Annotated in this window: 1 rRNA gene; it reads left to right on the top strand. The window is 49.8% G+C overall.

Annotation, left to right across the window (positions count from 1 at the left end):
- Nucleotides 1-75 precede the first annotated feature (75 nt).
- A 16S ribosomal RNA gene (locus ACSULM_RS12450) occupies nt 76-1,628 on the top strand.
- Nucleotides 1,629-1,654: the final 26 nt, after the last annotated feature.

Here is a 1,654-nt window from a genome sequence, read left to right as displayed (position 1 = left end):
AAATTGTTGGTTCAAAACAAGTGTTAGAGATAACACAAATTAGTATTTTATGAGCTAATCAAACATCATAATTCATTTATGGAGAGTTTGATCCTGGCTCAGGATGAACGCTGGCGGCGTGCCTAATACATGCAAGTCGAGCGAACAGATAAGGAGCTTGCTCCTTTGAAGTTAGCGGCGGACGGGTGAGTAACACGTGGGTAACCTACCTATAAGACTGGGATAACTTCGGGAAACCGGAGCTAATACCGGATAACATTTGGAACCGCATGGTTCTAAAGTGAAAGATGGTTTTGCTATCACTTATAGATGGACCCGCGCCGTATTAGCTAGTTGGTAAGGTAACGGCTTACCAAGGCGACGATACGTAGCCGACCTGAGAGGGTGATCGGCCACACTGGAACTGAGACACGGTCCAGACTCCTACGGGAGGCAGCAGTAGGGAATCTTCCGCAATGGGCGAAAGCCTGACGGAGCAACGCCGCGTGAGTGATGAAGGGTTTCGGCTCGTAAAACTCTGTTATTAGGGAAGAACAAATGTGTAAGTAACTGTGCACGTCTTGACGGTACCTAATCAGAAAGCCACGGCTAACTACGTGCCAGCAGCCGCGGTAATACGTAGGTGGCAAGCGTTATCCGGAATTATTGGGCGTAAAGCGCGCGTAGGCGGTTTCTTAAGTCTGATGTGAAAGCCCACGGCTCAACCGTGGAGGGTCATTGGAAACTGGGAAACTTGAGTGCAGAAGAGGAAAGTGGAATTCCATGTGTAGCGGTGAAATGCGCAGAGATATGGAGGAACACCAGTGGCGAAGGCGACTTTCTGGTCTGTAACTGACGCTGATGTGCGAAAGCGTGGGGATCAAACAGGATTAGATACCCTGGTAGTCCACGCCGTAAACGATGAGTGCTAAGTGTTAGGGGGTTTCCGCCCCTTAGTGCTGCAGCTAACGCATTAAGCACTCCGCCTGGGGAGTACGACCGCAAGGTTGAAACTCAAAGGAATTGACGGGGACCCGCACAAGCGGTGGAGCATGTGGTTTAATTCGAAGCAACGCGAAGAACCTTACCAAATCTTGACATCCTTTGAAAACTCTAGAGATAGAGCCTTCCCCTTCGGGGGACAAAGTGACAGGTGGTGCATGGTTGTCGTCAGCTCGTGTCGTGAGATGTTGGGTTAAGTCCCGCAACGAGCGCAACCCTTAAGCTTAGTTGCCATCATTAAGTTGGGCACTCTAAGTTGACTGCCGGTGACAAACCGGAGGAAGGTGGGGATGACGTCAAATCATCATGCCCCTTATGATTTGGGCTACACACGTGCTACAATGGACAATACAAAGGGCAGCTAAACCGCGAGGTCATGCAAATCCCATAAAGTTGTTCTCAGTTCGGATTGTAGTCTGCAACTCGACTACATGAAGCTGGAATCGCTAGTAATCGTAGATCAGCATGCTACGGTGAATACGTTCCCGGGTCTTGTACACACCGCCCGTCACACCACGAGAGTTTGTAACACCCGAAGCCGGTGGAGTAACCATTTATGGAGCTAGCCGTCGAAGGTGGGACAAATGATTGGGGTGAAGTCGTAACAAGGTAGCCGTATCGGAAGGTGCGGCTGGATCACCTCCTTTCTAAGGATATATTCGGAACATCTTCT

Source organism: Staphylococcus caeli (assembly GCF_051413795.1).
GTDB classification, from domain to species: Bacteria; Bacillota; Bacilli; order Staphylococcales; family Staphylococcaceae; genus Staphylococcus; species Staphylococcus caeli_A.
This window is presented reverse-complemented; position numbering and strand designations above follow the sequence as displayed.